This window comes from Actinomadura sp. B10D3 (genome assembly GCF_039871695.1).
GTDB classification, from domain to species: domain Bacteria; phylum Actinomycetota; class Actinomycetes; order Streptosporangiales; family Streptosporangiaceae; genus Spirillospora; species Spirillospora madurae.
Genome location: NZ_JBDPLY010000004.1, coordinates 242,279 through 268,453, shown reverse-complemented (window position 1 = coordinate 268,453; position 26,175 = coordinate 242,279). Strand labels below are relative to the sequence as shown.

Annotated in this window: 18 protein-coding genes; 11 read left to right on the top strand and 7 right to left on the bottom strand. The window is 72.0% G+C overall.

Annotated elements, in window-relative coordinates; genetic code table 11:
• Positions 1-52: 52 nt before the first annotated feature.
• The gene (locus ABGB11_RS09670; RefSeq protein ID WP_347631025.1) at positions 53-3,214 is read right to left on the bottom strand and encodes a family 78 glycoside hydrolase catalytic domain; all 3,162 of its coding nucleotides are present in this window, start codon (positions 3,212-3,214) and stop codon (positions 53-55) included.
• 427 nt (positions 3,215-3,641) lie between these two features.
• Positions 3,642-5,597 (bottom strand): serine hydrolase domain-containing protein, encoded by a 1,956-nt coding sequence (locus ABGB11_RS09665; RefSeq protein WP_347631023.1) that lies wholly within the window; start codon positions 5,595-5,597, stop codon positions 3,642-3,644.
• A gap of 100 nt (positions 5,598-5,697) precedes the next feature.
• On the opposite strand from ABGB11_RS09665, the gene ABGB11_RS09660 reads away from it, so the two are divergent.
• From ABGB11_RS09660 to ABGB11_RS09650, 3 genes are all read left to right on the top strand, one after another.
• The gene (locus ABGB11_RS09660; RefSeq protein WP_347631021.1) at positions 5,698-7,392 is read left to right on the top strand and encodes a histidine kinase; all 1,695 of its coding nucleotides are present in this window, start codon (positions 5,698-5,700) and stop codon (positions 7,390-7,392) included.
• Between the two features lie 45 nt (positions 7,393-7,437).
• Positions 7,438-8,043 carry a response regulator transcription factor gene (locus tag ABGB11_RS09655; protein ID WP_347631019.1) on the top strand — a complete coding sequence of 202 codons (606 nt, stop codon included), beginning with the start codon at positions 7,438-7,440 and terminating at the stop codon, positions 8,041-8,043.
• Positions 8,044-8,257: 214 nt separating this feature from the next.
• Complete coding sequence (locus ABGB11_RS09650; protein ID WP_347631017.1) at positions 8,258-8,707, top strand: SDR family oxidoreductase; 450 nt, start codon at positions 8,258-8,260, stop codon at positions 8,705-8,707.
• Between the two features lie 58 nt (positions 8,708-8,765).
• On the opposite strand, the gene ABGB11_RS09645 is transcribed toward ABGB11_RS09650, so the two are convergent.
• Positions 8,766-10,421: a carboxylesterase family protein gene (locus tag ABGB11_RS09645; RefSeq protein WP_347631015.1), complete on the bottom strand. Its 1,656-nt coding sequence runs from the start codon at positions 10,419-10,421 to the stop codon at positions 8,766-8,768.
• A 178-nt stretch (positions 10,422-10,599) separates the two neighbouring features.
• On the opposite strand from ABGB11_RS09645, the gene ABGB11_RS09640 reads away from it, so the two are divergent.
• Both ABGB11_RS09640 and ABGB11_RS09635 read left to right on the top strand, forming a co-directional pair.
• Entirely contained in the window at positions 10,600-12,672 is a 2,073-nt protein-coding gene (locus ABGB11_RS09640; protein WP_347631014.1) for a histidine kinase, read from the top strand.
• A complete protein-coding gene (locus ABGB11_RS09635; RefSeq protein WP_347631012.1) occupies positions 12,662-13,318 on the top strand; it encodes a response regulator transcription factor in 657 nt (218 codons plus the stop codon). Before ABGB11_RS09640 ends, ABGB11_RS09635 begins: the two co-directional genes overlap by 11 nt.
• A gap of 46 nt (positions 13,319-13,364) precedes the next feature.
• Here the strand turns inward: ABGB11_RS09635 and ABGB11_RS09630 are convergent, their stop codons facing one another.
• Positions 13,365-14,339 carry an alpha/beta hydrolase gene (locus ABGB11_RS09630; protein ID WP_347631010.1) on the bottom strand — a complete coding sequence of 325 codons (975 nt, stop codon included), beginning with the start codon at positions 14,337-14,339 and terminating at the stop codon, positions 13,365-13,367.
• A gap of 2 nt (positions 14,340-14,341) precedes the next feature.
• Complete coding sequence (locus ABGB11_RS09625) at positions 14,342-16,210, bottom strand: hypothetical protein (RefSeq protein ID WP_347631008.1); 1,869 nt, start codon at positions 16,208-16,210, stop codon at positions 14,342-14,344.
• A gap of 222 nt (positions 16,211-16,432) precedes the next feature.
• Here ABGB11_RS09625 and ABGB11_RS09620 point away from each other — a divergent pair, with 222 nt between their 5' ends.
• The 5 genes from ABGB11_RS09620 to ABGB11_RS09600 all read left to right on the top strand — a co-directional run bounded on the left by ABGB11_RS09620 (position 16,433) and on the right by ABGB11_RS09600 (position 22,071).
• On the top strand, positions 16,433-17,449 hold the full coding sequence (locus tag ABGB11_RS09620; RefSeq protein ID WP_347631006.1) for a LacI family DNA-binding transcriptional regulator: 1,017 nt from the start codon (positions 16,433-16,435) through the stop codon (positions 17,447-17,449).
• Position 17,450: 1 nt separating this feature from the next.
• The gene (locus tag ABGB11_RS09615; protein WP_347631004.1) at positions 17,451-19,049 is read left to right on the top strand and encodes an FAD-dependent oxidoreductase; all 1,599 of its coding nucleotides are present in this window, start codon (positions 17,451-17,453) and stop codon (positions 19,047-19,049) included.
• Positions 19,050-19,064: 15 nt separating this feature from the next.
• Entirely contained in the window at positions 19,065-20,315 is a 1,251-nt protein-coding gene (locus ABGB11_RS09610) for a sugar ABC transporter substrate-binding protein (RefSeq protein WP_347631002.1), read from the top strand.
• A gap of 393 nt (positions 20,316-20,708) precedes the next feature.
• Positions 20,709-21,251: a sugar ABC transporter permease gene (locus tag ABGB11_RS09605; protein WP_347630999.1), complete on the top strand. Its 543-nt coding sequence runs from the start codon at positions 20,709-20,711 to the stop codon at positions 21,249-21,251.
• Positions 21,241-22,071 carry a carbohydrate ABC transporter permease gene (locus ABGB11_RS09600; RefSeq protein WP_347630997.1) on the top strand — a complete coding sequence of 277 codons (831 nt, stop codon included), beginning with the start codon at positions 21,241-21,243 and terminating at the stop codon, positions 22,069-22,071. The genes ABGB11_RS09605 and ABGB11_RS09600 overlap by 11 nt, the downstream gene beginning before the upstream one ends.
• Before the next feature lie 21 nt (positions 22,072-22,092).
• Here ABGB11_RS09600 and ABGB11_RS09595 read toward each other — a convergent pair whose 3' ends face one another.
• Together ABGB11_RS09595 and ABGB11_RS09590 are read right to left on the bottom strand one after the other, a co-directional pair.
• Entirely contained in the window at positions 22,093-23,076 is a 984-nt protein-coding gene (locus ABGB11_RS09595; RefSeq protein WP_347630995.1) for an asparaginase, read from the bottom strand.
• A complete protein-coding gene (locus ABGB11_RS09590) occupies positions 23,073-24,500 on the bottom strand; it encodes a cytosine permease (protein ID WP_347630993.1) in 1,428 nt (475 codons plus the stop codon). The genes ABGB11_RS09595 and ABGB11_RS09590 overlap by 4 nt, the downstream gene beginning before the upstream one ends.
• 105 nt (positions 24,501-24,605) lie before the next feature.
• Between ABGB11_RS09590 and ABGB11_RS09585 the strand changes: the two genes are divergently transcribed.
• On the top strand, positions 24,606-26,162 hold the full coding sequence (locus ABGB11_RS09585) for a PucR family transcriptional regulator (RefSeq protein ID WP_347630991.1): 1,557 nt from the start codon (positions 24,606-24,608) through the stop codon (positions 26,160-26,162).
• The last annotated feature ends 13 nt before the right edge of the window (positions 26,163-26,175 follow it).

Below are 26,175 nucleotides of genomic sequence, written 5' to 3'. Positions count from 1 at the left end.
CTTCGAGCAGAAATGAGAGAGGGCGTCCCTCCGGTGGAGGGACGCCCTCGGTTCACTTGGCGGAATGGAACACGTGGTCGCCGGAGCCGACCTGGAAGACGGCGAACCCGTCGCGCATGCCGTCGAACGTGGCGCCGGGAGCCGCCTTGACCGCGCCGCGGTCGCGCGCGGGGACCAGGATCTCGGCCGTCGCGCCCACGGGCACGCCGACGCGGAGGGTGAAGCGGCCGTGGTCGAGGGTCCAGGCCGAACTCACCCGGCCGAGCGGGGACCGGAGGTGGGCCGAGGCGTTCTTGAGACCGCCGACCGGATGGGGCTGCACCTTGATTTTCGTGTAGCCGGGTGCCGCCGGTTCGATCCCCGCGATGCGCTGGTAGAGCCAGTCGTCGACCGTGCCCATGAAGGCGTGGTCGTGCGAGCGCGAGGTGGCCTGCCACTCTTCCCACATCGTCGTGGCGCCGAGGGTCTGGAACCAGTAGCCCCAGCCGGGGTAGGTGGGGTTGGTGGCGACCTTAAACGCGAGGTCCCCGTTGCCGGAGTCGGTCAGCACCGGAAGGATGATCTTCGTGCCCAGCGCGCCGGTGTTGAGGTGGTTTCCGCGGGTCTTGATGTCGTTGACGAGGTTGGCGAGGACGGCAGGCCGGTCGGCCTCGGGGACGATGCCGAAGCTCAGCGGCAGGAGGTTCGAGGTCTGGCGGTAGCCGGCTGATCTGTCGTCGTAGTAGGACTTCGCCGACTTGTCGAAGAAGGTCGCGTTGATGGCCTTGGCCGTCGTGGCCGCCAGGGCGTCGAAGTGCGCCGCGTCGCCGTCGTGGCCGAGGGCGCGCGCGATCCGGGCCATGGTCGTGGTCGTCTTGTAGATGTAGGCGGTTCCGATGAGCCGGGTGCCCTCGGGCGGGAACGCGGCGCCGGGGGCGAGCCAGTCGCCGTAGCTGAAGCCGGTGTAGATGTGGCCTGTCTTCGCGATCGTCTGCTCGTAGTAGTCGAGCCACTTCTTCATCGCGGCGTAGTTGTCGGCGAGAGGACGGGTGTCACCGTAGTACCAGTACAGATCCCAGTTGATCAGCACGAAGCTCGCCGACCAGACCGGGTCCTTCACATTCTTGGCCCCGACGGTGCCGGGCACGGTGTGGCCGAAGGTCCCGTCCGGACTCTGGTCGTCGCGGTGGGCACGCAGCCAGTTCTCGTAGAAGTTCACCATGTCGAAGCTGGCGATCGCGGAGTCGGCGGTGAGGTGCGCGTCCGCGGTGTAGGGCCGCTTCTCGTACATCGGGGTGTCGGTCGGGATCGAGTGCAGGTTGTTCAGAGTCGTGTTCGCCTGGGCGTCGTGATAGCGGTTGAGCAGATTGCTGGAGCTGGTGAAGCCGCCGGTGGCGGTCACCGCCGTGTGGACGCGCTTCCCCTCGACCGACGCCACGGTGACCCCGGCCGGCGCGTCGACCTGGACATAGCGGAAGCCGTTGTAGCTGTAGCTGGGCTCGTAGCTTTCCAGCCCGCCGCCCTTGAGCGTGTACGAGTACGACTGCAACCCGGCGTTGTCGACCGTGCCGTCCGAGCGCAGCTTCTCCCCGTAGGTGATCGACACCACGGCGCCGGCCGGCCCCCGCATCGCGACGCGCGCCCACCCGGCCGTGGGGGTGCCGAAGTCGTGGACCCGCACGCCGTCGCCCGGCGTGGTGACGCGCTTCACCGGCAGCCTGCCGGTCACCTTGATCGGCGGGAACGCCTGCGCGCGGAGGGTCCCCTTGGGCGCGGTGACGGCGAGCGCGGGCTTCCAGGCGGCGTCGTCGAACCCGGACCGGTTCCAGTCGGGCTGCTCCAGCCGCGCGTCGTACGTCTCGCCGTACAGGACGGACTCGGTGCGCGTCGGTCCGTCGGCCGCCTTCCAGCCGCCGTCGCTGGTCACCTGCTGGGTGCTGCCGTCTTCGTAGGTGATGTCGAGTTCGAGCTTCACCTTCGGCTCGCTGTGCCAGGGGGAGTCATTCCACTCGCCGGGTTTCGTCATCGCGTAGTACCCGCGTCCAAGGCTCACCCCGAGCGCGTTGCCGCCGGCTCGCAGCGCCTTCGTGACGTCGTACGTCGCGTACAGGACGGTCTTGTCGTAGACCGTGAACGCCGGGTCGAGTTCGTGATCGCCGACCCGCTTCCCGTTGAGGTAGAGCTTGTAATAGCCGAGCCCCGCGATGTACGCGCGGGCGGACGCGATCCGCTTGCCGGCGGTGAACTCCCTGCGCAGCAGCGGCTCGGGCGGGCTCGGCACGCTGACCGAGCTGTACCAGGGGGCGTCGCCGTAGTGAGCGGCCTCCAGGGCCGCGGGCCAGGCCGAGTCGTCGAAGTCCGGCTGCTCCCAGCCGCTCGCCGCCGTGTCGGCCGATTTCCAGGTGTCGTCGGTGACGATGTCGAGCGGGTCGCCGGTCGAGCCCTGAACGCGCAGCCTTGCGATCAGCCCGGCCGGGCCGGCGGCGGCGTTGGCCGCCTCGATCGCGATCACGTTGCGGCCGGAGCGCAGGTCGTCCGAGATGTCGACGACGGTCGCCGTGTTCCAGGAGTCGGCCACGTTCGGCGAGCGGGCCGTCTCCTTGCCGTTCACGTACAGGGTGAAGCGGTCGTCGGCGCTCAGCGAGAACTGGGCCGACGTGACCCGGTCGCCGGCGGGAAGGTCGAACGCACGCCGGAAGTAGCGGGTCGCGACCGGCGCCGAGTCGGCCGGCTTGCCCTCGGGGTACCAGATCCAGTCGGCACCGGTGAGCGATATGTCGGCCGGTTTCGACGGCGAACCGATCCAGGTCCCCTTGAACTCGCCCGGAGTGAGGAACGCCGTCTCGAACAGCGCCGACCGGCTCCACCGCGAAACCCTGTGAGCGGCGTCCCAGACCCGCACCCGCCAGAAGTAGCGCGTACGCGAACGCAGGGCGGGTCCCGCGTACTCGATGTCGAAGGAGCGTGACGAGAGCACCTTGCCGCTGTCCCACACGTTCGCCGGCCCGTCGCGCTTGGTCGACACCTCCACCTCGTACGCCGACTGCCGTCCGCTGCGCGCGTGGGCGCTCGGAGTCCAGCCGAGGCGCGGCTTCGCGTCGTCGATCCCGAGCGGGTCGACCTGATGTTCGACCGTCAGACCGCCGACCTGAACGCTGCCGGCCGCATGGGCGGCGCTGCCGGCCTGGGCAGGTGCCGCCCCCACGACCGTCAAGGCCAGCACCACTGCCGTCACGCGATGAATCATTGCGCTTCCTCTGCATCTGGAGACTCGCTCGACCTGGCGCACGCGGTTAAAACGTTTTAATCTCTGGCGTATCATCGTCACACTGCTGCAACAGAACTCACAAGAAGTTGTCCAGATGTGGCCATGTGTCCATGACCAGGTCTCTCGACCGGCGAGTGCGCCTGGACGACGGGCATCGTCGCTGTTCAGAGGGCATATAGATCGGCAGCCAAGAGGGCTTTCGGCGGGATCGCTCTCGCAGAGCCACACCGATCGCCGGGCGACGCGTCGCCTTACGGGCCGCTGAAGCGACCGGGCATCGACCGAGGCCATCGGCGATGATTAAAACGTTGTAAACCGCGGGGATCGGCCGACGCCGACCGAACCCCGCGGCGATGTGACGCCAGGTCTGGCAGCGGACGAGGTGGAGCGCTGGTCAGGTGGTGGGGAAGGGGAGCGCCAGGAGGTGGTAGGTGATGCAGAGCTTGAAGTAGGGGACGGATAGGAGGACCAGGAGGGTCAGCCCGATCCTGCCGGGGAGCCTCCACCAGTTCTTCCACCAGGCGCCGACCAGGGCCGCGGCCAGCGGGAGAGTGGCCACGAACGAGGCGGTCGCGATGTAGGGCAGCACCATCAGGCGCGGCGAGCCGAGTACCACGGCCTCCATGGTGGCGTTGCCGTCCGACATCACCATGGACAAGGCGACGAGGAAGAAGGTGGTCAGCGCGGCGGCCAGCCAGGCCAGGGCACGGGTCAGGCGGGCAGGGAGCGGATGCGCGGGCCGGTGCCGCAGACCCCTCACGAGTGCGAGCGCCGGGAACGTGAAGAAGGCGATGACGAACGCGAGTGCCCCGCCGATCAGCAGGGTGAGGTGCAACGACGGTTCGTCGTACCAGGCGAGCCGCTGGTAGGACTCGGCCGGGTTCGCGGACGTGACCAGCGTTTCGCCGTCGAACGCGAGGCGATTCTGACCGCCCTTCTCGATGAACAGGCCCTGTCGCACGGGGCTCCAGTGCTGGGTCTCCTTGGCCGGGTCCGGGGAGACGCCGGTGGTGGTGAGAGTGCCGTCCTTGCCGGCGCTCACCTTGATGTTGACGATCAGGCTGTTGAACCGGGTGAGATCGGAGTTACTGGTGCGGTTGGGCCGGTACGTCCCGGCAAAGCGGGCCGCGTCGCCGGGTGCCTTCGCTGCCGGAGCCGCCAGCGGCTGCGCCCTGGTGGCGGGGGTGAAGTGGTCGGTGATGGCGTTCGCCACCCGCTGGGCCAGCCAGTTCGCGTTTCCGTCCGCGCCGTCGCCGTTGTACACGACGTACACGCCGGCGCGCTGCTCGGGCATCAGTGCCAGCACGTTGTGGAAGCCGGGAACGTCCCCGTCCTTGTAGTAGCGGGGGTGGCCGTTTCGGGGCCGCTCCTCGAAGGTGAAGCCCATACCGGGCATCCCGTCGATCTGGGTGTACTGGCGCGAACGCAACGGGCGGGTGACCGCGGCGCCGCCGAGGGCGGGGGCATCGCCGAGTTGCGCGATCATGAACCGGCCCATGTCGGCGGGTGTGGCGGCGGGCCCGGTGCCGCTCGGCGTCCACGGCCCGTACTGGCCGCTCTCGGCGGTGAAGCCGGTGCCGGAAGGGCGGTACCCCTTGGCCAGGCGCGCGTCGAGCGCCGCGGGGTGCGGCAGTGCGGAACTCGTTCCGGACATGCCGACCGGGCTCAGCACATGGTCCCTGACGTAGTCCGCGAAAGGCTGCTTGGAGGCGATCTCGACCAGGAATCCGGCGAGCGCGATGCCGTAGTTGTCATAGGCGACACGCGTCCCCGGGGGCCGGACTCGCTTGGGCTGCCACTCTTCGACGCTGCGCCCGAGCGACACCACGTCGTCCGGGTCGCGATCCGCCAGGCCCAGCGTGTGCTCGTCGAACCCCGCGGTGTAGGTGAGCAGGTGCCGCAGCGTCACCGGACGCCCGGGATAGGTGTTCTTGATCTTGAATGTGGTGAGGTAGCGGTTGACGTCCCGGTCCAGGTTCAGCCGGCCCGCGCGGACCAGTTGCATCACGGCGGTCGCCGTGAAGAGCTTGCTGGTCGAGCCGAGGAAGAACGCCGTCGACGCGGGGTCGACCGGTCTGCGGGACGCGACGTCGGCGACACCGTATCCCTTCGCGAACACCGGCGTTCCGTCCTTGACGACGACGACCGCCGCGCCGGGGATCCTGTTCTCGGCCAGCTGCGCCGGCACCAGTCCATCGATCAGCCGTGCGATGCCGGCATCTTGAGGTGCACGCCCCCGGGACACGACCGGGCCTTGATCAAGGGAAGATCCACTCTGCGCACGCACGACCGGGCAGAAGGCGATGAGGGTCACGAGCGTGCACAGCAGCGCGAGCGGGAGCTTCTTCATACGGCCAGGCTCGCGTGCGGCCCCGCGGCGGCGACAGTGCCACGTGCACCACCTCCACATGCACAATGCACGAACCGGACAGAGCACCTAGGATGCCCGCGTGGTCACCGCAGTGATCACCGCCGTTCTGGTGGGTCTGGTGGTCTCGCCGGACAGACCGGTGCCAGATCCCGCGGCGGTCGCGATGCTCGTCCTGCAGCTGGTGCACTGCCTGCCGCGGACCCGGCGGTTGCGTGACCGCTTCGGCGCCTGGACCCTCGCCGCGCAGGTCCTCCTGCTGCCGCTCGGGGGCCCCGCCGGGTTCCTCGGCGCGTCGCTGCTCCTCATGCTGCCGCGCCGCGTGCGCTGGCCGCTGTTCGCCGTCGTGGTCGGCGCGGCCGGATCGCTCCACACCGACAGCCTGTATTCCTGCCTGAACGCCATGGGCAACGCACTGTGCCAAGGCCTGCTGGTGTACGCGCTGACCCGGCTCAGCGACCTGCGCGACGAGCTCGCGGCGACACGGGGCGAACTCGCGGCCAGGTCCGTGGCCATGGAGCGCGCCCGGGTCTCGGACGCTTTGGAAGACGCTCTCGGCACGGCGCTGTCCGAGATCATCCGGCTGGCCGCCGAAGGGCGGGCGGACGGCGTCCTGGAACGTGCCCGGGCGGCCCGTGCCGAGGTCCGCCGCGCCCCCGAGCCGCCGGCGCCGGCGCCGCTGCCGCCGCCCGGTGACCTCACGCCGCGGACCGCGCTGCCGATCGTCGTCATCGGGCACCTCTGGTATCCGGTGATCGCGGTGGTCTACCTGGTCTCGGCGGCGCCGCCGCCCGCGCTGCTCGCCCTCTACATCGCCGACATCGTCGCCGTCGTCGGCTTGCAGGCGTATCACGTCCTGCCCCGGCCGCCTGACGCTCCACCACGGCACGCGGTCCGGACGCTCCCCGCGCAGGCGCTGCTGGCCTCCGCGGCGCTGCTCGCGCCCGATCGCCCGTATCCGCAGCTCATGTGGCTGGCGGCCGGGTCGATGCTGGTCATCGTGGCCGCGCGTCCCGGCCGGGCCTGGACGCTGTTCGCCGGGTATGTCGCGCTCGTCCCGGCGACGCTGCTCGTCCGCGGCGGCGACGGAGCCGGTGCCGTGCTGTGGACGATCGAGACGGCGGGCGGCGCGCTGATGTTCTACGGGCTGGCGCTTCTGACCCGCCTCGTCCACGAGATAGCCGAGACCCGGGCGGCACTGGCGCTGACGGCCGTCGCGCAGGAACGGCGCCGGATCGCCCGCGACGTGCACGACCTGCTCGGCGCGGGGCTCTGGGCGATCATGCTCAAGGCCGACCTGGCGACCCGCGACCCGGGCGCGGCGGACGAGGCGCTGGCGGACGTCGCGTCCGCCGCACGGAGCGCCCTCGGCGACCTGCGGGCCATCCCCGGCGACGGCACGGTGCGGTTGTCGGCCGCGGCCGAGCTGAAATCGGCACTCGACCTGCTCACCGCGGCGGGCGTCGAGGTCTCCGTGACATGGCCGCCGGACTTCCTCCTTCCCGCGGCGACGGATGCGCTGTTCGCCACCGTCCTGCGCGAGGCCGTCACCAACGTGATGCGCCACAGCGCCGCCCGCCACTGCCTGGTCGAGGCGGTACGCGACGACGACCGCGCCCGGGTGCGCATCGTCAACGACGGAACCGAAGCCGTCCCGTCCGGCCCCCCGGGCCAGGGCCTCGCCAACCTCGCGGCCCGGGCCGGTGAACTCGGCGGGACGCTCACCGCCCGCCCCCTCCCCGACGGCCGGTTCGAGCTGTCCGTCGACGCAGGCTGACCCACCCGCGCACACCTAGAATCGCCTGAGAACCCGGAGGAGCCGATGATCAGACTGCTGGTGGGCGAGGACATGCATCTCGTCCGCGGAGCTCTGGTCGCGTTGCTGGAGCGGGAGGACGACCTGACCGTCGTCGCCGAGGTGGGAGGCGGAGAGCAGATCGTCCCCGCCGCGCGCGAGCACCGTCCCGACATCGCGGTGCTCGACATCGGGATGCCGGGCGTCGACGGCATCGAGGCGGCGGCCCAGATCATCGCCGAACTCCCGGACTGCAAGGTGCTCTTGGTCACGGGCTCCGCGACGCCGGCCATGCTGCGCCGGGCACTGGCCGCCGACGTCCACGGCTTCATGGTCAAGGACGCGCCGGCACATGAACTGGCCGAGGCGATCAGACGGATCGTGGCGGGCCTGCAGGTGATCGACCAGGCGCTGGCCGCGCGTGCCCTCACCGCGCCGGAGAACCCTCTGACCGATCGCGAACTGGACGTGCTGAGGCTCGCGGCATCCGGCTCCGACCCGTCGGAGATCGCCGCGCGGCTTCACCTGTCGCGCGGCACGGTCCGCAACTACCTCGGGGCGATCGTCACCAAGCTGGGAGCCCGCAACCGCCTCGACGCCGTCCGAATAGCCACCGAAGCCGACTGGCTGTAGAAGGATCCACATCAGCCGCCCGATCGGGTCGGCGATGACCTGCACGTTCGGCCGGTAGACCTGCGAGCGGGCTGAGCGCGCGGCTGGACAGGGCACGACACGCCGCACGGCCTTCACCGGCAAAGCTTGGTGCGTGCGGCGCGTTGTGTGTCGGGTTAGTTGGTGGGGCGGTCCGGTAGGAGTTGGGATGCGAGCGATCGTGCTGTGGCGGTGAGTGTGCAAGGCCGTGGTCGCCGACCTGGAGGCGAAGGGGGTGCGCGCAGCGGCCTACCGGGCCGACCAGGCGGACGTGACGCAGGCGTTGCCGCTGCTGCCTGATGGCGGGCGGATCGTCAGCATCAGCTCGGGTGTGGCCACTCGGGCGGGTTTCCAGGGGATGGCGTACTACACGGGCTCGAAGGCGGCGCTTGAGGGCTTCAGCCGGGGCGCGGCCCGCGATCTGGCGCACCGGGGCATCACGGTCAACGTCGTCCAACCCGGGTTCGTCGACACCGAGGGGAACCCCGCCGACGGCCCGGCCGCGTCCATGTTCCTTCCGACCGCGGCGATGGGGCGGTACGGCAGGCCGGAGGAGATCGCCGCGGGCGTCGTCTTCCTCGCCAGCCCGCAGGCCTCCTACGTCACCGGCGCGGTGCTGAGGATCGACGGCGGATACGCCGCGTAGCCCGGCCGTGTCGGGCAGCCGACACGGCCGGGCGGCCGGTGGCCGGTCTCCGTCCCGGTCAGCGGGCGAGGCGCGTCCAGAAGGGGAGGTGGTGCTCGGCGGCGAGGTCGACCGGGCGGATGCCGCCCGCGCCGGGGGCGAGGGACTGGACGTGGGGAGTGCGGCCACCGGTCGTGCGGAACAGCGGCCACCGGGGGCCGCCGGCCTTGCCGGGGTCTCCGAAGGCCGCGAAGCTCGTCCAGTAGCCGATCATCTGCTGGGCGAGCCGCGCCCGTTCGGGGTCGAGCTTGGGCGGGATGCCGCCCAGGTCGAACAGGTACCACAGCTCGGAAGCGTGCTGGGCGCCCATCGGCATCTTCGGGGGACCGGGGGTCAGTGCCGGCGGGTTGGGGTCGGCGAACTCGTACTGGTACACCGGCACCTGCCGGGACAGGGTGCGGGACATGGCGTTCTGCGCGTACACCCATTTGCGGTCGGTGACGATCGCCGACCACGCCAGTGCGGCCGAGTCGTAGGCCGACCGCGGATATTCGGCCCGGACCGCCTTCTCGTCCTCGCCGAAGGTCTCGCTCATCACCGTGTCGAAGGTCTGCTCGCTCATGGGCCGGCGCTGGCCCGCCGCGGCCTCGTCGTAGATCGCCGTGGACTGGGTGGACTCGTCGCGGGTGTTGCCCGCCAGGACCGGTACGTGGTGGAAGCGTCCTGCGCGCAGCGCGTCGGACGGCCTCATCGGCAGCACATCGGTGCCGTAGGCCGGTTGGATGTACTTGCTGAGCACGGGCATCAGCTTGTCGACGGGCAGCTTGCGCATGCAGGCGATGACCTCTGGGTCACCGCCGGTGCAGCCCAGGTCGGCGGCGGTCTGCCGACCGCGGGCCTGGACGGTCGCGAGCGGCAAGAGCACGTCGTCCGGCTTCTGGCCGCGGTAGTCGAAGTTCTTGAGCCAGCCGAGGGAGCATGAGCCGCTCTGCAGGATGGCCTTCCCGAACAAGCCCCTGGCGCCCGGCGACGTGAGCTGCGCGCAGCCGCTGACCCCGCCCGCGGACTGGCCGGCGAAGGTCACATTGCGGGGGTCGCCGCCGAACCGGGCGATGTTGCGGTTCACCCAGGACAGGGCGGCCTGCTGGTCCTTGAGGCCGTACGATCCCGATCCCTCCAGGCCGGGATGGCCGAAGAAGCCGAACACACCGAACCGGTAGTTGACGGTCACGACGACGACATCGCCCTGAGCCGCCATGCGGTCGGCGGTGTAGTTGCCGCCCGCTCCCATGTAGTAGCCGCCGCCGTGCACCCACACGACCACCGGCCTCGGTTTGGCGGGATCGCCGGCCGGTGCTGTCACGTTGAGGTTGAGGCAGTCCTCGTTCTTGCTTCCGCTGGGGATCTCGCCGGGGCCCTGCGGGCACGCCGGGCCGGGCCGGGTCGCATCCCGCGTATCCCCCCAGCGCTCCGGCGGCCGCGGGTCCTGCCAGCGAAGCTCGCCCACCGGCGGTGCCGCGTACGGGATGCCCTGGAAGACGCGGACATTCCCGGTCGCCTTGCCGCGTACCGCGCCGTACTCGGTGTGCACTACGGGCCCGGCGCCGTCGTGCGGCGCTCCGCTCTCTCCCGACGCGCTGAGCTTCGCGGGCTTGGTGTCGGCGCATGACGCCGTGGCCACCCCGGCGGTCAGTGCCAGCAGCGCCAGTGGCAGGCGCCGGTTCCGGGCTCTCATCGGTGACGTCCCTCCGTGTGCTCGATCGTCCGCTCACGAGTCCAGTGGACGGCGGGTGGCCGCACTAGCGGAGAAGGCGGTGCGTCCTGTCCACGAAAGTTGATCGCCCCGCCGCCGCGTACCCTCCTTCGTCGGCTTCGCGGCCTCCTTCGCCGGGGCCGGACGTACCGTGTGCCGCATGGGACTCCCGCCGGCACCTGCGACGCGATTCGTCCGGGCCTGGGTCCTGGACGTCCCGGTCCTCCTCGCCGTCGCCGGCATCACCTGGGCGCCGCCGTTCCCGGACGGCCCGGCCGAATGGGGCCCCCTGGCCGGGACGGCCGCCATGCTCGCCGCCGGCACCGTGATCATCGCGGGCCGCCGGATCGGGGCCGAGCCGGCGGCCGCCGCCGCGGCCGCCGCCGGCGTGACGGGGTGGGCGCTCGCGGTGTCCGGCCGGTTCGCCACCGCGGACGAGCTCACGAACCTGCTGATGTCGCTGGCCCCGGTCCTCCTGACGTACGGCGGCCATCTCTATGGCCGGGACCGGCGGCGGGCGTGGACCGCGGTGGCGCTCCTCACGGTCGCCGCCGCGCATCCGTGGTCGACGTCGATGCAGGCCGCCGCCGACGGGCTGCTGTACATCTGCGCCCCGATGCTGTTCGGGTTCTACCGCCAGACGCAGCGGATGCTCGTGCGGACCCTGACCGACCGCGCCCGCGACGCCGAACGCGAGCGGGACCTGTGCGCCGAGCAGGCCAGGGCCGAGGAGCGCACCCGAATGGCCATGGAGCTGCACGACGTCGTCACCCACCGGGTCAGCCTGATGGTGCTGCACGCCGGGGCGCTGCGGATCACCACGGCCGACGCCGCCGTCCGGGACGCGGCCGAGCACGTCCGGGCGATCGGGTGCGAGGCGCTGGCCGAACTCCGTGAGCTGATCGGCGTGCTCCGCGGTTCCCGGCCGGCCGCTCCCGCGCCCGTGGCCGGACCGCCGGGTGATCCGGTCGTGGCCGGCACCGGTCCTTCGGCGGCGTCGCCGCGGATCGACCGGTCCGATCTGCGCTTCGCGGCGGCCGCGGGAGTGTGGACGCTGCTGCTCAGCACCCTCGTGGCCACCGCGCCGCCGGTCGGCAGCGGCGAGCCGGCCCTGCCCTGGCTTGAGATCGGGCTCCAGCTACCGCTCGCCGCCGCGCTCGTCCTGCGCCGCCGCCATCCGCATGCGGCCGCCGTCCCGACCCTGGCCGGAACGGTCGTCCTCCTCGGTCTCGCCGTGACCGGCTCGGCGGGCCTGCTCGCGACGGGCGACTCCACCAGGCTGCTCGTCCCGGCGGTCGCGCCGCTGGTGGCCTACATGGTGGCCGCGCATTCCAGGCGTCCGGTCCTGGGGACCGCCGTGGTGCTGGCACTGCTGGCCCTGGCCGCGCGTCCGTGGGACCCCTATGCGGTGGTCGTCTCGGTCGCCGCGGTGTTCATCGGCCTGCCGGCGCTGCTGGGACTGTACGTCGGAGTGTGGCGCCGCCTCGTCGCGGCGCTCACCGAACGCGCCGAACGGGCGAGGCGTGAACAGCGGCTGCTCACAGAACGGGCGAGGGCCGGGGAACGGGCCCGGCTCACCCGGGAGATGCACGCCATCGTGTCCGGCCGGGTCCACGACATGCTGGACTGGGCGGACCGGCTGGGCGGCGCGGCCCCCTCGGCGGAGTCCGCGCAGGCCTCCGCGGAGCTGGCCGCGGCCGGGCGGCAGGCTCTCGACGAACTGCACGACCTGGCCGGCGCGTTCCAGACCGGTGACGGCGCCCCCGGGGCCGCCGGAGGTCCGGTGGACCTGGCCGGGCTCGCGGCGCAGTCCGCGTCGGTCGGCGTGCCGGTCGACCTCGTCGAGACGGGCGATCCGGCGACGCCGTCCCCGGCGATCGCGCGGACGGCCCGGCGCATCGTGGGGGAGGCGCTCACCAACGTCCGCAAGCACGCGTACGGCGCGCAGGTCCGCGTGGAGGTGCGGTACGACCCGGAGCAGGTGCGGGTCAGGGTCAGCAACGGCAGGCCGCCCGCCGGGCCCTTCCGCGGAGACCGGGACCTGGCGGCCGTGGGCTCCGGCACCGGGCTCCTCGGCGTGCGGCAGCGTGTCGACCTGGTCGACGGGACGCTGGTGGCGGGGCCCACCGACGACGGCGGATTCGTGCTCGATGCGATACTGCCCGCATGCGTGCCCACGACGTCGCATGCCGCCTCGACCCGCACCGTGGAAGAGCCGGCTCATGAGCCGTGACCCGATCCGCGTCCTGGTCGTGGACGATGAGCCGATGGTGTGCGCGCACCTGCGGACCATCCTTGGTTCCGCAGGCGACATCGACGTGATCGAGCCGGCCCATGACGGGGAGGCCGCGCTGCGCGCCGTCGAACGGCACCGCCCGCACATCGTCCTGATGGATCTCCGGATGCCGGGGATGGACGGGCTGACCGCGACCGAGCGCCTCAGGGCGCGACCGGATGCCCCGGTGGTCGTGGTGCTGACCACCTTCGACGCCGACGAGTTCGTGCTGCGCGCCCTGCGGGCCGGCGCCGCCGGGTTCCTGGTGAAGTCGACGCCGCCGGAGGACCTGATCGACCTCGTGCGCGTGGCGTGCGACGGGCATACCGTGCTGTCGTCCGAGGCCGCGAAGCGGCTGGTCGCGGCCTCGTCGGCCGGGGAGCGGCACAGGGAGCGCGCCCGGAGCCTGGTCGCCGGGCTCACCGAACGCGAGACCGAGGTGCTGGCCTGCCTGGGCGAGGGACTGTCCAACGCGCAGATCGGCAGGCGGCTGTCCCTGACCGAGGCCACGGTGAAGAGCTACGTCTCGCGGATGCTGGTCAAGCTCGGCTGCGAGAACCGCACCCAGGCGGGGCTGGCCGCCCACAACGCGGGCCTGGTCTGATCGTCGAGCTCGGACCGGCCGACGTTCCCGTCCGGCCTCGGCCGGGTCAGCGGTGCGGCGTGCCGTCCGAGCAGCGGGTGGCGGCGCGGAATGCGCGGCGCAGGGCCGCGATCTGCTCCGCGCGGGCGCGCCGGACGAGGCCGGTGGCCGGAAGCGGGGCGTCGTCGAAGCCGTGGAAGGCGCCGGGCCACAGGTGGAACTCGACGGAGACGCCCGAGCGCACCAGGCGCATGGCGTAGTCGGCGCACTCGTCGCGGAAGACCTCCAGCTCGCCGACGTCCAGGTAGGCCGGCGGAAGCCCGGACAGGTCGGTGGCGCGGGCGGGGGCGGCGTAGACGGGAACGTCGGGGCCGCCCGCGTCGGCGCCGAGCAGGGCCGACCAGCCGAAGACGTTGAAGGCGCGCGGCCAGGTGATCGCCTCGGTGAAGGCCTCGCTGGACAGGGTGGTGTCCCGGTCGTCGAGCATGGGGCAGAGCAGCATCTGGAAGGCCAGGGGAGGGCCGCCCCGGTCGCGGGCGAGCAGGGCGGTGCCCGCCGCGAGGCCGCCGCCCGCGCTCATGCCGCCGACGGCGAGGCGCGAGGGGTCGATGCCGAGCGAGGCGGCGTTCTCCCAGGTCCAGACGAGCCCGGCGTAGCAGTCCTCCACCGGGGTCGGGTGGGGATGCTCGGGGGCCAGCCGGTAGTCGACCGAGACGGCCACCGCCCCGGTCCCTGCGACGTAGCGTGACACCCGGGCGTCGTCCGACTCGGGGGAGCCGAGGAACATCCCGCCGCCGTGGATCCAGTAGAGGCAGGGGGCCCGCGGAGCGGCGGCCGGCGGCCGGTAGATCCGTACCCGGACCCCCGAACCGGGGACGACCTTGTCCTGGACCCGTACGTCCGGCGACGGTGGCGCGCTGGCCTTCTTCCGCAGTTCCCGCAGGTCGCGCAGCTCGTCCGGGGACAGGCGGGTGTAGTCGACCCGGATGAGGGGTGACCGGGTGAGGGCCTCGCGCAGTTCGGGGTCCAGGTTCGGATGCATGGTCAGTATGAGAGCACGACGGACAGGTCGAGGTCCCCGTCGTGCTGGACGAGCAGGATGTGGGTGCGCCGGGCGCCGTCCAGCAGGTGGACCGACGACGCTCGGAAGCCCACCGTCCGCGCCCCGCCCCAGCGGAACCGGACGACGCCCCCGCGCCGGTGCAGGTCCAGGCCATCGGCGGTGGTGGTGACCGAGCCGCCGTAGGGAGCCCTCGTCCCGTCGGTGAAGACGACGGTGTCGGAGGCGCGCAGCACCAGCGGGATCTGCTCACCGGCCGCCGCGGTCGCGCGGACCGACCTGGTCAGCCGCCCGTCGCCGGCCGTCACGGTGGTGACCACCGAGGAGGTGGGGGTGCGGAAGCGGAAGGCGTAGGGGGAACCGCCGAGGAACTCGACGGGCTGGGGGCCGTCGGCGTCGGCGACCTGGCCGGGGAAGACCGTCGCCCAGCAGCCGTGGTCGTTGTCGTTCAGCGACTGGATCACCGTTCCGGCGACCGGGTGCCACAGGAACGCCAGGCCGGTGCGGGAGACGGTGGTGGCCCGGCGCGTCCCGAAGTAGCCGCCCAGGTAGAGGTCGCGCCGGCGGAGGAAGAGGAACTCCTGGCCGAGGTCGGCGCGGCGCTCGGTGAAGTGCTCCGACGCCAGGTACGGCAGCCGCGCGATCGCCTGCCGTTTGGCCTTCCTGGTCGCGAAGCGCTCGCCGTAGAACCCGTGGGCGATGATGCGCGGCGAGGTGTCCTGCTTGACGAGGGCAGGTATGGGCGCGGGGTCGGCGGCCCAGGCCGCCCGGGCGGCGGCGAGGTCCTCGCGCGCCGACAGGAACGCTCCGAGCGAGGGGACGTCCGGGACGAACTGCCCGTTCAGCGCGGTCCGCTCCGGATCGGGCCTGGTGTCGTCGTAGAACAGCGTGCTGGTGCGGGACGACGGCGCGATGTTGGTGATCCAGCCGGATCCGTCAGGCTCGCGCAGCATGTTGTAGCCGAGCCAGTCCGTGTAGGCGGACGCCATGCTGATGAGCCGCGGGTCGCCGCTCTGCCGCCAGCAGTCGGCCAGTTCGGGCAGCATCACCTCGAAGTTGTAGTTCATGTCGGCCCCCGTCTTCTCGTAGAAGAAGCCCGCGGGGCTCTGCCCGTCGGCGGCCAGCCGGCCGATCGCCGTGGTGAACCGCGTGCGCAGGGCTGGGTCCGGGTCCTGTCTGAGGGCGAGGGCCGACCCGGCGAGCCCGGCGGTGACCTGGTTGGAGAAGGTCAGGTCGCTCTGCCAGGCGCTCTCGTTGGACGGGTCGAGGAGCCAGGCCATGGCCTTCCGCAGCGCAACGGTGATCCGGGCACGGCGGGCGGGCAGCGCGTTCGACGACCGCAGCAGCGACTGGACCTTGCTCAGGTAGCCGAGCGCGAACCCCGTCGCGGCCAGGGAATGCTCGCCGGCGGAGTACTCCGGCCAGGAACCGTCGGGGTGCTGCAGCCCCAGGTAGTGACCGAGCGCCGCGTCGAGCCCGGCGAGGAGCGCGGGATCGCCGCCGTAGGGGTTCCAGGAGCGTGTCTTGGCGTAGAACCAGGCCAGGGTCAGCACGTGCTCCTGCACCCGGGCGTTCGTGGCGCTGGCGGGTGTGCGCCACCAGCCGCCGGTGAAGAACCCGTGGTCGGCGCCGCCGTCGGAGATGTCGTTGGTCATCGGGGCGAGCGACACCAGGTAGGACGCGACGCGTTGTTCCGCCGGCGCGATGGCGGCCCGCGCGACCGGGCCGAGCGGGGCCAGGTCGGGCAGCGAGCGCGCGGCGGAGGCGCGGCCCGCGGGCAGCGCGGTGAGCACCGCGGCCGCTCCGGCTCCGGTCAGCAGACCGCGACGGCTGATGTCTCGGGGGTTCAACACCGTGCCAGCTCCTCGGGGGGTGGTGCGGCGACCCTCGCCCTGGGTGACGGCGAAAGGTCCGGCTGGCCGCTGAGTCTCGACCCGGCCGAGAACGGCCGTCAAGGTGATAATGCGAATTACTACAGGGAAGATCAGCCCTTGACAGCCGCCGGAACGCCGCCTGAGAATGAGGCCCGCCGACATGCCAATGCGCATTATCACCAGATTGGGCTGCTACCGACCGTGACCCCACCCAAGCGCCTCACGCAGCAGGACATCGCCCGGATGGCCGGTGTGAGCCAGACGACGGTGTCGATGGTGCTGAACAACCGCTCCGACACCGAGGTGCGCATCTCGCCGGAGACCCGGGACCGGGTGCTGCGCGTGATCCGCGAGACCGGCTACATCGCCGATCCCGCCGCGCGCAGGCTCGCGGAGCGGCGCAACCGGATCATCGGCGTGTTCACCTACGAGGCGGTGTTCCCCTCGGCGAGCGCCGACTTCTACCATCCGTTCCTGCTCGGGATCGAGGAGCGGGCCGAGGACGCGGGGTGCGACCTGCTGCTGTTCACCAGCGCCAAGGCGGCCTCGGGTGAGCGGCGGCGGATCTTCAACGCCGACAGCCGGGTCCGGCTCGCCGACGGCTGCGTCCTGCTCGGCCGCACCGTCGACCGCGACGACCTCGCCCGGCTGCTGGCCGAGGGCTTCCCCTTCGTCTCGATCGGCCGGCGCGACGACGCGGGCGGCCCCGTCCCGTACGTCGGGGTGGACTACCCGCCCGCCGTCCGCGCCCTGGTCGAGCGGGTCACGGCGCTCGGGCACACCCGGCTGGCCTATGTCGGGGCGGGGGAGGGCGGCGAGTCGCGGACCGACCGGATGCGCGGCTTCCGCGACGCCGCCGGTCCCGAGGCCCTCCACCTCCCGGTCGAGGAGGGCGGCCACGCCCGGATCCTGGACGAGCTGAGCGCGGCGGGCGTCACCGCCGCGTTCGTCGAGGAACCGGCCGACGGCACCGCCCTGGCCGAGGCCGCCGAGGCCCGCGGCCTCTCGGTCCCCGGCGACCTGTCGATCCTGGTGCTCGGCACCCCCGACCGGCGGCCCGGCTTCACCGGCTTCCGCATCCCGCGGCGCGAGATCGGCTGGCGCGCCGTCGAGCTGCTCACGGAGATCCTCGAACGGGGCGGAACGCCCCAGGAACTGCTGCCGTGCGAGCCCGTCGAGGGCAGCACGCTCGCCGCCCCCCGCGACCGGAAGGCCTGACGTGCACGAGATCCACGCGGACGCGGTCGTCGTCGGCGGCGGGCTGGGCGGCGTGGCCGCCGCGCTGGCCCTGCTGCGGGCCGGACGCACCGTGGTCCTGTCCGAGGAGTTCGCCTGGCTCGGCGGCCAGCTCACCAGCCAGGCCGTCCCGCCGGACGAGCCGTCGTGGGTGGAGGAGTTCGGCGTCACGGCCTCCTACCGGGCGCTGCGCGAGGGCATCCGGCGCTACTACCGCGATCACTACCCGCTCACCGAGGCGGCGCGGGCGGCCCGCGAACTCAATCCGGGCGGCGGCCATGTCAGCAGGCTGTGCCACGAGCCGCGCGTCGCGGTCGCGGTGATCGAGGCGATGCTCGCCGGTTACCGGGGGCCGGGCCGGCTGCGGGTGCTCCAGCCCTACCGGCCGGTCGCCGCCACCGTGGACGGCGACCGGGTCACCTCGGTGACGCTCGAGGGCGAGGCCGGCGAGGTGGTCGTCACCGGCGCCTACATCCTGGACGCCACCGAGACCGGCGAGCTGCTCCCGCTGACCGGGACCGAGTACGTCACCGGGTTCGAGGCGCGGTCCGAGACCGGTGAGCCGAGCGCCCCCGCCGAGTCCCAGCCGCTGAACATGCAGGCGGTGTCGGTGTGCTTCGCGATGGACCACGTCGACGGCGACCACACGATCGACCGTCCCGCCTCCTACGGTTTCTGGCGCGACTACCAGCCGCCCTTCTGGGGCGACAAGCTCCTGTCCTGGCGCTGCCCGAACCCGCGCACGCTCGAGATCATGGAGCGCTCCTTCACGCCCAACCCGGACGACGACCCGCTCGCCGTCCTGGCCGACCAGCGGATCAGCCCGGGCGACGGCAACCTGTGGACGTTCCGCCGGATCGCCGCCCGCCGCAATTTCCTGCCCGGCACCTACGCCAGCGACATCACGCTGGTGAACTGGCCGATGATCGACTACCTGGAGGGGCCCGCCTTCGGCGTCCCCGACGCGGCGGAGCATCTGGCCGCGGCCCGCGAACTGTCGAAGTCGGTCCTGTACTGGATGCAGACCGAGGCGCCCCGCCACGACGGCGGCACCGGCTACCCGGGACTGCGGCTGCGCGGCGATGTCACCGGCTCCGCCGACGGCCTCGCCCAGGCCCCCTACATCAGGGAGTCGCGCCGGATCAGGGCGCTGTACACCGTCACCGAACAGGACCTGTCGCTGGCCGTGCGCGGCGACAAGGGCGCGGTCTCCTACCCCGACTCCGTCGGCATCGGGATGTACCGGATCGACCTGCACCCCTCGACCGGAGGCGACAACTACCTCGACGTCGCCTGCTCGCCGTTCGAGATCCCGCTCGGCGCGCTGATCCCCCGGCGCGTCGCCAACCTGCTCCCCGCGAGCAAGAACATCGGCACCACCCACATCACCAACGGCGCCTACCGCCTGCATCCGGTCGAGTGGAACGCGGGAGAGGCCGCGGGCGCGCTCGCCGCGTTCTGCCTGGACCGTGCCGCCACGCCCCATGCCGTCCGGGAGGACGAGGCTCTCCTGGCCGACTTCCAGCACCGCCTCACCCGGGACGGCGTCAGCCTGCGCTGGCCCGAGATCGTCGGATACTGAGGAGACCCCCACCCCATGAGACTCCGCGCCCTCGCCGCCGCCGCGGCGCTGCTCGCCGCCGCCGCCGCGTGCGGCGGCTCCTCGCAGGAGAGCAAGGACCCGCACGCGCTGCGCATGACGATCTGGACCTCCAACGAGGCCCACCTGAAGCTCTTCAACGACATCGCCGCCGAGTACAAGAAGACCCACCCCGACATCACCGAGATCAGGTTCGACCCGATCCCGGTCGAGTCCTACACCACCACCCTGACCACCCAGCTGGCCGGGGGGAACGCCCCCGACCTGGCCTGGGTCCTGGAGAGCTCGGCACCCGACTTCGTGGCGTCCGGCGCGCTCGCCCCGCTCACGTCGAAGATCGAGAACAGCGCGGAGCTGGTGCCCTCCACCACCAAGCTGTGGCAGAAGGACGGCGAGCTGTACGCCTACCCGTTCTCCACCTCGCCGTTCGGCGTGTTCGTCAACACCGACGCGCTGAAGAAGGCCGGCCAGAAGTCCCCGCGCAAGCTGATCGAGTCGGGCGAGTGGACGTGGGAGAAGGCCGCGGCCGTCAACGCCGCCGTCGCCGCGAAGGGCGGCAACGGGCTCGTCATCCGCGACTTCGACTACAAGAACTGGGACAACCTCGCCTCGGTCTGGACGGGCTGGGGCGCCCGTGCCTGGAGCGAGGACGGGAAGACCTGCGGGTTCAACAGCCCCGAGATGACCGAGGCGATGACCTTCCTGCACAAGGCGATCTTCACCGACAAGGCGGTGCCGGGCCCCGGCACCACGGTCGACTTCTTCGCCGGCGACGCCGCCATGACGATCACACAGATCTCCCGCGCGTCGCTGCTGAAGGACGCGAAGTTCGGCTGGGACCTGGTCCCGCTGCCGTCCGGCCCGAAGGGGGAGTACTCCGTGATCGGCCAGGGCGGGCTCGGCGTGATGAAGAAGTCCGGGAACGCCGCCGCGGCCACCGAGTTCCTCGCCTTCTTCACCAACCGGGCCAACTCGGCCAAGCTCGCCGCCTACTTCCCGCCGCCGCGCTCCTCGCAGCTCAACGCCGAGACCCTGGCCAAGAGCAACCCGCTTCTCAAGCGCGACCAGCTCGACAAGGTCGTCGTGGCGGGGATCGGCAAGGGCGTCGTCAAGCCCAGCCACACCGGGCAGGCGGAGCTGGCGCAGACCGTCCGGGCGGCGCTCGACCCGTTGTGGACGCCGGGCGCGGACGTGCGGTCGGTGCTCGGCGGTGTCTGCGCGAAGGTCCAGCCGCTACTGGGATCGTGATGGTCGCGACCCGGCCGCGGACCCGGGAGGCGGCGGCCGAGCCCGCTTCCGGGGGCACCTACTGGACGATCCGGCGCCGCGACAACCTCGTCGGCTACCTGATGGTCACGCCCCAGCTCATCGGCACGGTGCTGTTCGTGCTCGTGCCGCTCGGGCTGGTGTTCTGGTACAGCCTCCACGAGTGGAACGTGCTGGCCGGGACGTTCGAGTTCACCGGCGGCGAGAACTATCGCAGGCTCGTGGCCGACCCGGCGCTGCGGTCGGTGCTCGGCGCGACCGCGCTGTTCTCGGTCGGGCTCGTGGCGCTCAACCTGACCCTCGCGCTGGCGCTGGCCGTCCTGCTCGACCAGCGGCTGCGCGGGACCGTTCCGGACCCTGTTCTTCTCGCCCGTCGTGGTCTCGCTGGTCGCCTGGACGATCGTCTGGCAGTTCCTGCTCCAGTCCAACGGCGGGGTCAACGGGCTGCTCGACGCGGTCGGGGTGACCGGGCCGAACTGGCTGCGCGGCGGGTCGACCGCGATGGCCTCGGTCGTGGTCGTCCAGGTGCTGAAGAACGTGGGGCTGAACATGGTGCTGTTCCTCGCCGCCCTCCAGGGCGTCCCGCGGCAGCTGTACGAGGCCGCCGCGCTGGACGGGGCCGGTGCGTGGACCCGGTTCCGGCGGATCACGCTGCCGCTGATCAGCCCGACGGTGCTGCTGACCTCGATCATCACCGTCGTGGGGTCGCTGCAGGTGTTCGCGCAGATCGCGGTGCTCACCCAGGGCGGTCCGGGGACGTCGACCACCGTGCTCGTCTACTACCTGTACCAGCAGGCCTTCCAGTTCCACCACTTCGGGTACGGGGCCACCCTCTCGGTCCTGCTGTTCGCGATCGTCGCCGCGCTGACCCTCCTGCAGTGGCGGATGCGGCGGAAGTGGGTCTTCCATGAGTCGTAGAACGAGACTGTCCCTGTACGGGCTGATGTGCCTGCTGTGCGTGCCGTTCGTCTTCCCGACCTGGTGGATGGTCACCGCCTCGTTCCAGCCAGCCGCGGAGGTGTTCGCCTTCCCCTCGTCGCTGCTGCCCGGCCGGTTCGACCTCGCCGCGTACCGGCAGGCGTCCGAGCTCCAGCCGTTCGCCCGGCAGTACTTCAACAGCCTGTACATCGCGCTGGTCGTCACGGCGGGGACGATGGCCGTGTCGGCGATGGCCGGATACGCCTTCGCGCGGATCCGGTTCCCCGGGCAGAACGTCCTGTTCGTGGTGGTCCTGACCGGGCTGCTGATCCCGAGCGAGGTCACGATCGTCCCGCTGTTCCAGATGTTCCAGAAGGCGGGGATGGTCGACACGCACTGGCCGCTGATCCTCGTGCCGGTGCTCGGGGCCCCGAGCGTGCTGGCGACCTTCATCATGCGGCAGTTCTTCGTCAGCCTGCCCGACGAACTGGAGGACGCCGCCCGGGTGGACGGCCTCGGCCGCTTCGGGACCTTCCACCGGGTCGCGCTGCCCCTGGCCAGACCCGCGCTCGGCGCCGTGGCGATCTTCACCTTCCTGCACTCCTGGAACCTCTACCTGGAGCCCGTGGTGTTCCTGTCCTCGAAGGACATGTTCACCCTGCCGCAGGCGCTCACCCAGTTCGTGGACGCCTACGGCGGGCCGATGTGGAACCTCCAGCTGGCAGCGGCGACGATGTCGACCCTGCCGATCCTGGTGGTGTTCGTCCTGGCTCAGCGCCAGTTCATCGAGGGCTTGGCCCACTCGGGCCTGAAGGGGTGAGCCGCCGGATGAAGCTTTCGTTCACGCATGGTCGCAGGTAGAAGGCAAGTGGGGGCGCAGGCGGTCCAGTGCCTTGGCGGGGTGGGGCTCGGCGGCGAGGGCGGCCATGAGCAGCAGCCGGGCCTTGGGTGCGTTGAGGGACCCGGCGAACACCGCCCCGGCCTTGGCCAGGTCGGCGCCACCGCCGGCCCCGTACACCGGGGTCGCCGGTCCCTCCGCGCAGCGCGAGGTGACGAGCACCGCGATCCCTTCGCGAAGGCAGGTTTCGATCTCCCGCAGCACGCCAGGGGTGGGGTTGCCCGTACCGAGGGCCTGGACGACCAGGCCGCGGGCGCCGGCGGCCCGGCAGGCGGCGATCTGCACCCCGTCGGAGTCCAGGTACACCGGGACGATGTCGACGCGGGCCTCCAGATCGCCCAGTTCGGCGAGCCGGAAACCGTCCGGCCGGGCAGGAGGACGGCGGCGGACGTCCACATGGGTGCCCTGTACCAGGCCGACCGGGCCGTGGCCCGGCGAGGCGAACGCCTCCAGCGCGAGCGTGTGGGCCTTCGTCGCGTACCGGGCGGCATGGATCTGCCCGCCCATGGTGATCAGAGCGCCCATGCCGCGCGTCCGCGGGTCGGCGGCGACGCGGAGGGCGTCGGCGAGGTTGCGGGGGCCGTCGGCGTCCTGCGCGGACGCGTGCCGCTGAGCGCCGGTGCACACCACCGTGCACGCCGGCGGGAGGACGAGGTCGAGCAGGTAAGCCGTCTCCTCCATGGTGTCGGTGCCGTGGGTGACCACGACGCCTTCCACGGCGGGGTCTTCCAGCTCCGCCAGGGTCCGCCGGGCGAGGCGCAGGACGTCCGCCCGGGTGAGGTTGAAGCTGTGCGCCAGCATCACCTCGTGGACCTGGACGGCATGACCGGGGACGAGGTCCGCGCCGTGGACGGCCACCCGGACATCGCCGTCCGGGGAGGGCAGGGAGGCGATGGTGCCGCCGGTGGTGAGGACGCTGACGCTCATCGGGAGACCCTCTCGGCCGGCACCGCGGCGTGCGCCGCCCGCCCGCGGGCACCGCGGGCCAGCACGAAGTAGAGCCCGCCCGCGACCAGGCCGCCCGACAGCCAGGAGAAGTCGGTGTTGCCCAGCGTCCGCGCGATCGGGCCCTGCAATGCAGGCACCGTGCCGAACTGCCACGCCCAGCCCGCAAGCAGCCCGAACGCCAGGCTGACGAGCGCCCTGACGTTCACGCCGCCGTCCCGGTAGAGGGCCGCGACGTCGATCCGGCCGCGCCGGAGGACGAAGAAGTCGACGAGGACGATCGCCGCCCACGGGCTGATCCAGACCAGGATGGACACCATCCAGTGGTCGAACGCCCGCGCGAAGCTGTCGGCCTGCACGAACACCGCCAGCACCGCCGAGGCCACGATCCCGGCCACCAGGGTCAGCTTCCACCGGGCGATCCGGATGCCGACCGACAGCGCGGCGAGCGAGCACGAGTACAGGTTCAGGATGTTGGTCGCCACCGGCCCGTGCATGATCAGAAGCAGGATCGGCACCGCCATGATCCCGAAGGACTCCGCCACCAGGCCGGAGGGATCGGTGCCGCTGCCCGCGCTGGCCAGGCAGGCGCCGAGCGCGGCGAGCCACACGGTCGGGACGTACATGCCGAGCGCGGTGGACCAGAACACCGACCGGTCCGAGGCCGTGGTCCGCACGAAGCGGCTGTAGTCGGCCGAGTAGGGCAGCCAGCTGATGCCCCAGCCGATGCCGATGGCGGTGAGCAGCTGAGTGACCGCGGTGAACTTGTCGGCGGACGTGGTCGCGGTGGCGGCCGTCCAGTTCGGGTCCGCCTGCGCCAGCGCCAGCCCCGTCATGATCAGCATGACGACGACGGTGGCCGGGACGGTGTACTTCTCGAACGTGCGGATCGCGTAGAACCCGTACAGGGCCAGGACCAGCTGGGCGGCCATGATCAGCCCGGCGACCAGGTACCGCGTGCCGGTCCCGCCGTGCACGCCCAGCCGGGCGAGGATCGCGATCACCAGGTCGAGGACCACCCAGGTGTTGACCCCGACCCAGCCCATGGTGAGCAGCCCCTGGATCAGGCCGGGGACGATCGCGCCGCGCCGGCCGAAGGGGCCGCGCCCGAGGACCATCTGGTTCACGCCGGTGCGGTGGCCGATGACGTTGAACAGACCGAAGACCGCGCAGCCCACCAGGTTGCCGAGCGCGACGACCGCGAGGGTCTCGACGAGGCTCAGCCCGAGGGTGACCCCGAGGGCGCCGAGCACCCAGTTGATCGGCGCGATGTTGGCGCCGCACCAGATCCAGAACTGCTGCCAGGGCGTGGAGTCCCGGGATCCGGCCGGAATGGGCTCGATGCCGTGCTCGTCGAAGCGGACCGGCTCGGGCCGGTCCGCGTGCGCGGGGTCGTTGATGGACATGGTTCCTCCGTCCGTGACGTACCGCACACGAAAGCACTGCCGGGGTCCCGGTCAGAAGTAGAGGAACCTCTATCTTTGGACGGCTTCACTGGATAGATTCACAGGGTGTTCACGCTGAAGTCCCTGCTGGACGCCGAGTCCCTCCAGCTTCGGATCCTAGTTCCGGGCCCGCCGGGGGCCCTGGAGGAGCCGGTCGCCTGGGTCCACAACACCGAGCTGCCCGACCCCTCGGGCTACGTCCGCCGGCGTGAGCTGGTGCTGACCAACGGCCTGTGGGGCGACCGGATCACCGCCACCGGGTTCGTCGCCAACGTCCGGCGGGCGCGGGCGGCGGGCATCGTGTTCGGCCTGCGTCCGGAACGGCGCACCACGCCCGGCGAGCTGGTCGACGCCTGCCGCGACGCCGGCGTGCCGCTGCTGGAGATCTCGACGGAGGTGCCGTTCACCGCGATCTCGGAGGCGGTGGCCACGCGCTACGCGGAGGAGCGCCAGGGCGCGCTCGTCGGGATGGTCCGCCGCGGCGACGCGCTGGCCACGGCGATCTCCCGGGGCGCGGGCGCCTCCGGGGTGCTGCGGATCCTGCGCCGCGACCACGAGCTGCCGCTCGCGGTCATCGACCGGATGGGGCGGCTCCTCGCCTCGGCCGGGGCCGAGCTGAGCGCCGAGCAGCTCGGCACGGTGGCCACGGGCCTCACCCGCCGTCCTCCGCCCCTGGAGCTGGACCTGGGCCCCGCCGGGCGCGCGGCGCTCTACCTGGTGGGCGCCGTCGGCGACGTGGACGCGGCGCTGATCTGCCTGCGTCCGGTGAGCGCCCTGACCCGCACCGAGCAGGACGCGCTGGACCAGGCGGCGCGCTTCCTCAGCCTGGAGGTCGCCAAGCAGCAGGCCGTGCAGGCGATCGAGCTGCGGTTCGCCAGCGAGCTGCTGGAGATGGTGCTGTCGGGCGGCAGCCGCGCCGCCGAGGTCCCCGGCAGGCTCCGCGCGTTCGGCGTCGATCCCGACGGGCCGCTCGCCGTGTGGACGACCGCCTTCGCGGGGGAGGAGCCCACCGTGCCCGGACTCGCGGAGGTGGTCGCCGAGTTCTTCGTCTCCGCCGGGATCCCGGTGGTGGTCGCGGCGGGTTCGCAGGACGTGGTGACGGTCCTGTCGTGGCGGCACGACGAGGGCGAGGCGGCGCCCCTCGCCCGCCGCCTCGCCGCCGCCGTGGCCGACCGGTTCCCGCGTCGCCGCCCGGTCGTGGGCCTCGGCGGCACCAGCGCGGGACCCGCGGGGCTGCGCGAGCCCCTCGTCCGGTCACGCGAGGTCTGCCGGGCGCTGCGGCACGCCGGCCGCGGCCCCTCCGTCCGGTCGTTCGCCGAGCTCGGCACCCACCGGCTGCTGCTCGGCATGCAGGACGCGGACACCCTGCGGACCCTGGCCGACGGCGTCCTCGCCCCGATCCGCGAGCGCGACGCCGGGCGCGGCGGCGAGCTGGAGGCCACGCTGCGCGCCTTCCTGGACCACGACGGCCACTGGCAGGCCACCGCGGCGGCACTGAGGATCCACGTCAACACGCTGCGGAACCGGCTGGCCAAGATCACTGAGTTGACCGGCCGCGACACCGCCCGCACCGCCGACCGCGTCGACCTCTTCCTCGCCCTGCAGGCCGCCGACATGGCCTGAGCGTCACGCCCGG